Below are 7,287 nucleotides of genomic sequence, written 5' to 3' on the forward strand. Positions count from 1 at the left end.
GATTTTAAATCACCCTAACCTTCCTTCAGTCTTGTCTTATGGTACTCTGGCTGCTTAAAAACTGTCCGGAGTATTGTCAGCTTGGGGTGCTTGCATCAGGTCAAGCTTTGTCCAATCGGGACCACCGGGAAAGAAATGGCCGTGATCCACCGAGTAAACTAATCGCGGTGGATTCTTCTGGAAAATAAACTGGATGTCGTTAGCATAGACCCATCCGTACAACACAGCAAGCAGAGCAAACCTGGATCTATTTTGAGGTTCGCTAGTTGCAATCAACTCCCAACTATCAAAGCAATCTGGTATAAAGAGAGTAGCGTGTGCTGTGCCTGAAGGAATATGAGAGAGACAAGGTTCAATCGCAATAAGTTCAGCCGACAATTCAACAATCTTAGGTTCGCCAACGGGTGCGCCAATTGCAAAGCCAAGCCTTGCAGTAATCAGGTCATTTACAATTTGTCGCCCTGCTTGTTGACCTTTAACCACATACTCTCTACCATCCTGACACTTGAGCAAAACTGGTTCTGCTTTCGTTCTCCACCCTTTCCTAAAAGTTGTTGCGCTGATAGCTGTTTCTGGTCGGGAGAGTGCATCGTTGAGCTGTTGCTTCCAGTGTTCCCTCGCGTTTTCTGTGTTTTCAGTTTGGCCCATAAAAGCAAGTATAAAATTTAAGTATATTGTCCTAACTTATCCGATAAGCTGTTCTACATTTAAACTGTCTGTCAAAAATCAATACAACTCTTGTGGGACGGGCTTCTAGCCTATCCGGAATTTCCAATTTAAATGCGTAACAGCTTAGCTATCTGTTTTGTCCAGTTATTTGACCAAAAAGCCGCAACCAATCTACTTAAAAATAATAAGTTATAGAGCAATATGATTTAGTTAAATTTGCTAGTTATTGATTTAGAAAAAATAGAGGTTCAACAATGGATAACTTAACGGATAATGCAACCACCTACAGAGAAATTGTCAAACAGGTACTCGGGAAATATGCCCAATTAAAGCCTTCTCACGGAGAGATCCGACTACATCCCGTGTTTGACGAAACTCGCGATCGCTACGCCTTGATGCAAGTTGGTTGGGATCGGGGGCGGCGAATCAGAGGAAACCTCATTTATATCACGTTGGAAGCTGGTAAAATCTACATTGAATATGACGGTATGGAAGGCGGCATTACCCAAAATTTAATTGACGAAGGCATTCATCAAAATGATATCATCTTAGGTTTTATGCCACCAGCGCAAGTCCTTATTACCGCCTAAAAACAATGCCCGTGATGCTAAAAAAACCGGGTTTTTTACCTAATTTGTCGGCGACAACCAAGAATTTTCTCCAAAAACCCGGTTTCTGACTATCTCTGATGCTAAAGAAACCGGGTTTTTTACCTAATTGGTTGGTGATAACATTTTATTGGTAGCGTGCGTCAGGTAAAAAAATATCGTTAATGTGAGAAAATATTGGGGTCTGACGCACTCTACTAACTGCTATATGACAACCCCCGCCGAAGTTCGCCAACACCTAATCGACGCTTTACAACTCGACCTGATCGGCCCCATCCCCGACGACGAAGCCCACGCCGCAGAAATCATCAACCAACCCCCTTCCCGCTGGTATCTCAGCGGTTTTCTCGTACCCTACGGGGCCGGCCTCGAACAGCGCAGCGACGACAGCAGCAATGACGAACTCGACGAACACAGGGGCGTCAGTTCCGGCGACGACGAAAACCCCCCGGAAAAATCCTCCGCCCGCAGAGCATTTTTTCCCTCTTCAATGGGGCTGAGTTTCCTGGTTCCCAAAGAAGCAACTCACTTCCGGGCGATCGCATCTTGGGGCGACTACTCGCCCATTCCCACAGAAGAGGAAAAAGCAGAAACCAAACTGCAAAGTCTCGTCTCCGGTGATTGGCTGCGGAAACCTCAACAGGTAGAACTAGATGTTCCCATCAAAAGCAGCACCGCGCCCTACACCTTGGACATTCCCGACAGCGGCGGCTTAAAACTCGTCATTTCCGTTCGCCCCGTCTTGTCCCAGATTAAGTTACCCCCCGGTACCCGTTCCGTCTCCGCTTTCCTTGTCAACTACCGCACCCCCACCACCGACGACTCCTTGCGAGATACCACTTACATCTTCCAAGCAACTTTAACTATTCACACCCCCTACCCCCTCGTCCCCCGCCCGAATTTGCGGGGACAAACCGATGATGATTGGGATGAAAAGGTGGCAGACTTGCAGTATCGGGAAGACTGCGAATTTGCTGTTGGCCACAACATTTCGGCGATCGCCCTCGTCCACTCCGACTCGATTTGCAAGGAAATTCGCACCGCCTGGATACCCACCGCTGACGTAGAAAAAGTCATCGCGGCCGTTGTACCCGGAACTGAACTGGAAATGGAAGCGATCGCTGCGGCACCCAGTCCCGCAGCTTTGCGGTCAATGCTAGAGCCAATGGTAACAGCTTACGGCGATTGGATTGCAGACCAGCGGCACAAATTCCCCCTCGATCTCAACCGAGCTCAAATTGCCCAAAAGTTGCTCAACCGCGCCCAAGTCGCGCGCGATCGCATCGCTGCGGGCCTCGACGCTATGAATGACCCCGAAGTGTTCGAGGCCTTTGGAATTACCAATTTCGCGATCGCCAGATCCATCCGTCAACGGGCCACCCATGACAGTGAGAAAACCCCCGCAGAAATCCACGCCCCCAAATGGCGGCCGTTTCAGCTAGCATTTCTGCTGATGAACTTAACTGGAATTGCCGATCCAGAAAAGGGCGATCGGGAAATCGTAGATTTGCTATTTTTTCCCACCGGCGGCGGCAAAACAGAAGCATATTTAGGGTTAGCCGCATTTACTTTAGTTCTGCGACGGTTGCGAAATCCAGGGCTTAGTGGGGCGGGTGTTAGTGTCTTAATGCGCTACACTTTACGACTGTTAACCTTAGACCAACTGAGTCGCGCCGCCACTTTGATCTGCGCTTTAGAGTTAGAACGGCAAAACGATGTTCAAAAATTAGGCACTTGGCCTTTTGAAATCGGGTTGTGGGTCGGACAAGCAGCTACACCAAACCGCATGGGACGCAAAGGGGACAACAACCCAGAAAGTGCCCGTGCCCGCACCATTGCCTATCAAAACGACGATCGTAATAAACCCTCACCCATTCCCTTAGAAAACTGCCCTTGGTGCGGTGAAAAATTCACCCGCAACTCCTTTACCTTATTCCCCAATGCAGACAATCCCACGGATTTAAGAATTCTCTGCACCAACCGTAAACGCCTTGCCAATGGCCAACCGCAATGTACTTTTAAAGGAAATAATCCCTTGCCCATTGTTGCGGTTGATGACCCCATCTATCGCCGCGTCCCCTGTTTTATCATCGCCACAGTCGATAAATTTGCCAACCTACCTTGGGTCGGAGAAACTGGGGCTTTATTCGGAAAAGTCGATCGCTATGATGACAACGGATTTTACGGCCCGGCTACTATTGGCATCGGTCGGACACTAGAAAAACCTCTCCTACCACCAGATTTAATTATACAAGATGAATTGCACCTAATTTCCGGGCCTTTAGGCACGATGGTCGGACTTTATGAAACGGCTATCGACGCCTTATCAGCTTTTGACAAAAATGGCAAAAAAATCTATCCTAAAATAGTTGCTTCAACTGCAACCGTGCGGCGAGCAACAAAACAAATTCGCGCCTTATTTGGTCGCACCGAAGTCGATGTTTTTCCGCCTCCTGGCCCCGACCGCCGCGATTCATTCTTCGCCAAAACTGTCCCCGCCACGGAACAAAACCCCCGCACTTATATCGGCATTGCCGCTCAAGGTCGCAGCTTAAAAGTCATATTGCTGCGGACTTATTTAGCTGTATTAGGGGCGGCTCAAAAACATTGGGATGCCAACGGCGGCGCGAGGAATAAAAATAATCCTGCTGACTCTTACATGACCTTATTGGGTTATTTTAACTCTCTGCGAGAACTGGGGGGAAGTCGGCGCATTGTTGAAGATGAAGTCACATCTAGATTGTTAGGATATAGCCAGAGAAAACGGGAAAATGAGCAGTCAGGATGTTTTGCTAACCGCCGAATTAACGATGAACTTTTAGAATTAACTTCTCGCGTTAGCACTAGCGAAGTTTCGGAAGCAAAGCGCTGTTTAGCCTTAGCTTTTTCAGAGGCACACCGGGTGGACGCTGCACTAGCAACTAATATGATTTCTGTGGGTTTAGATATCACTCGCCTCGGATTAATGGTCGTATTAGGACAGCCAAAAACAGCCGCCGAGTACATTCAAGCAACCTCGCGAGTAGGGCGAGACGAACAGCGGCCGGGATTAGTGGTAACATTATTAAATGTACACAGACCGCGAGATCGCTCTCACTACGAACGTTTCGGCGCGTGGCACAACACTTTTTACCGGGCAGTCGAAGCAACCAGCGTCACGCCTTTTTCCCCCCGTGCCATTGACCGGGGGATTGCTGCGATTACCGTTGCTTTAGCGCGTCTAGGTAATCCAGAAATGACCGCACCTTTAAATGCAATTAAAATTACAGAACAGCGCTCTAACTTAGATTTTGTTGCTGATATCATTGCCCAGCGTTCTGAAATCCACGACCAAGACCGAGACGCAGAAGAAACAGAAGAATTACGTCTGAAACTAAAAGATCGAGTCAAAGATTTGCTGGACACTTGGCAACAGATTGCTGCGGAAAAAGACAGTTTGCAATATCAGCAAGAAGTAGGACGTGCATCCCCTTTATTATTTGACCCCCTTGACCCCGACTTGCAGAGGCAACCGCAACCCGCTAAAAAATTTAAAGCACAGCGCAGTTTGAGAGATGTGGAACCTGTGGTCAATTTGTGGGTGAAAACTCCAGATGGGTTCGAGATTGATGAGGATTAATTCGCGCACGGTGCGTCAGATTGAGCATCAAGATTAACTCACTTAGGGCGCGTCAGAAAAAAAATATTTGCCGAGCCGATTACTCTCTGACACAGCCTACCAATAAACTCAGTAGGGTGCGTCAGAAAAAAAATATTTGCCGAGCAGAAGATTTCTCAGTGACGCACCCTACTAACTGCAAGCAAATTTCCGGCTGACGCACCCTACAAACTACAAACTACAAACTAACTAAAATCAATATGAAAATCCCATCAGGACAAATTCGCCAAAGTCAAATTTTAACCACCTTCGGGCCGGGGGCAATGGTCGATTTGCCCAACTATTCGATTATTATCGGCGGGTTAAACCACTGGCGGGGCGATCGCTCGCGCATCCACGAAGAGCGCCTGGAAGAGCGAGTTGCCGAAATTCTCGGCCTGGGCCGCGTTTCCCTGTACGCTCCCCCTGTAGATGAACAAGACCCCAGCGGCCCTCGCACAGGCATCACCGCCTTCACATTTCCCACTTGGTTTGTAGCGCAAGATGATAGCACTTGGAAAGCTCCCAACGGCAAAGAATACCGCACCAGACCTTTAATTCGTTGGAGGAGTTTAGTTAAGGGAAAATATCTTAATGCTGAGAGGAAGAAAAAGCCTGTTGTTCCGGTGCGCTTCGTGCAAGCTTGCGCCAACGGACATATCAGCGATATCAATTGGAATGCTTTTGCCCACAACAATTTGGACGCTCCATGCCGAGGGCAATTGTGGCTCGATGAAAGCGGTTCTGGCAATGATTTTGCTGAAATCTTCGTCCGGTGCGAAGCTTGCAAAGCCCGTCGCCCCCTTTCTGATGCCACTGTCCCGTATTCTAAAGTGCTCGGCAGGTGCTTGGGAGAGCGCCCTTGGCTCGGCCCGGTTGCAAAAGAACCTTGCCTTTCTAGAGATGGCGATCGCCCGTTGTATAATCGACTGTTAGTGCGATCGGCGAGTAATGCTTATTTTGCTCAAGTGCTTAGCGTGATTTCTCTGCCGGACACCGACGCCAAACTCAGGGAAGCTGTCAATCAAGTTTATGAAGATTTCCTGCAATATGCTGAAGAGTTAAATGATATCAGAAAAGAGCGAAAAAAACAAAAAGTTCTTAATGCTTTAGAAGGTTTAAGCAACGAAGCGGTTTGGGCAGAAATACAGCGAAGAAAGGCAGGGTTTTCTAATACAAAAAAGAGCATTAAGCAAGTGGAAATTGAAACTTTACTTGCTAGTCCTGATGAAGTTGGGGAAGATGTGTCCGAAGGAGATTTTTACGCCCGCGCTCGCAAGTTAGAGGGGTTAAATCCTCTCGCAACAGCTCGCATTGAACGTATTATTCTAGTGCATCGGCTCCGAGAAGTCGTGGCGCAAGTCGGATTTACTCGTTTTGAAGCAGCTATGCCGGATATTGAGGGTGAATTAGATATTAACGTGCGACGGGCAGCTCTTGACATCGATCCGACGTGGGTACCGGCGATTGAAAATAGAGGTGAAGGAGTATTTATAGCCTTTAAAAAACAGGCAATTGACCAATGGCTGAAGCAAAAAGCTGTTCGAGAAAGAGGGGAAGAGTTGGATAGGGGTTTCCAGAAATGGTGTAACACTAGAGGGATTCCCCAGGACAAAGCCAAGTTTCCGGGGTTGCCTTACATTATGTTGCACTCCCTCTCTCACTTATTAATTACTGCTGTTTCTTTGGAATGTGGCTACGCGGCTAGTGCCATCCGGGAACGCATTTATGCTGGGGATTCAGGCTACGGTATTTTGCTCTATACCGGCACTTCTGGTAATGATGGAACTCTGGGGGGACTGGTGCAAATTGGCAAGCGCATTGAATTACTGTTAATCAGCGCATTGGAGTTAGGAAGGCTTTGCTCTAACGACCCAGTGTGTGCTCAACACGAACCGGAAAGTGATGCCGAAGACCGTTTCTTACATGGGGCTGCTTGTCATGGGTGTTTGCTGATTGCTGAGACTTCTTGCGAACGGCGCAACGATTTTCTCGATCGGGCTTTGGTCGTAAACACAGTTAGTGGTAACAGTGCTGCTTTTTTCCCCGATGAATTGTGATCTCTAAGGAATACAGGCAATGGAAATTTCCCCGTGGGGAATTCCGTTTAATATTACCGCAGTTTATAGATATTCCGAAACCGACAGCATTATAACTCAGATTTTCGCACGCAAATAATTAGACCTACTACCAGAGACCTCAATAACAAATAAGCATCAACTAGGAACAAATCTAGTGAAGAAATGGTAGTTGTCATTGATAAATGACTACTTTTTGTTGCTATATTTGGGTTAAATAAGGAATGAGAATTAAATAACATCAGCGATGTATAATAAATAAATGAGTGAATATGAAGAGGTGTATGTTTCGGTA

The 7,287-nt window shown here is 47.4% G+C and carries 4 protein-coding genes; 3 read left to right on the top strand and 1 reads right to left on the bottom strand.

Translation table 11 applies throughout. The annotated features are described in order from the left end of the window. Positions 1-54 precede the first annotated feature (54 nt). Entirely contained in the window at positions 55-648 is a 594-nt protein-coding gene (locus QUB08_RS30880; RefSeq protein WP_333229991.1) for a HipA family kinase, read from the bottom strand. A 275-nt stretch (positions 649-923) separates the two neighbouring features. Here QUB08_RS30880 and QUB08_RS30885 point away from each other — a divergent pair, with 275 nt between their 5' ends. From QUB08_RS30885 to QUB08_RS30895, 3 genes are all read left to right on the top strand, one after another. After that, positions 924-1,259, top strand: coding sequence for a XisI protein (locus QUB08_RS30885; protein WP_333229993.1), 336 nt, complete (start codon positions 924-926; stop codon positions 1,257-1,259). Positions 1,260-1,485: 226 nt separating this feature from the next. Further along, complete coding sequence (gene drmA / locus QUB08_RS30890; protein WP_333229995.1) at positions 1,486-4,896, top strand: DISARM system helicase DrmA; 3,411 nt, start codon at positions 1,486-1,488, stop codon at positions 4,894-4,896. Positions 4,897-5,135: 239 nt separating this feature from the next. Then, entirely contained in the window at positions 5,136-6,974 is a 1,839-nt protein-coding gene (locus tag QUB08_RS30895; protein ID WP_333229996.1) for a DUF1998 domain-containing protein, read from the top strand. Positions 6,975-7,287 lie beyond the last annotated feature (313 nt).

This window comes from Microcoleus sp. BR0-C5 (genome assembly GCF_036705045.1).
Taxonomy (GTDB): Bacteria; Cyanobacteriota; Cyanobacteriia; order Cyanobacteriales; family Microcoleaceae; genus Microcoleus.

Excerpts from the sequence above, each read along its gene's own strand:
- QUB08_RS30880 (WP_333229991.1), bottom strand. The coding sequence starts at position 648 with ATGGGCCAAACTGAAAACACAGAAAACGCGAGGGAACACTGGAAGCAA.
- QUB08_RS30885 (WP_333229993.1), top strand. The coding sequence starts at position 924 with ATGGATAACTTAACGGATAATGCAACCACCTACAGAGAAATTGTCAAA.
- drmA (WP_333229995.1), top strand. The coding sequence starts at position 1,486 with ATGACAACCCCCGCCGAAGTTCGCCAACACCTAATCGACGCTTTACAA.
- QUB08_RS30895 (WP_333229996.1), top strand. The coding sequence starts at position 5,136 with ATGAAAATCCCATCAGGACAAATTCGCCAAAGTCAAATTTTAACCACC.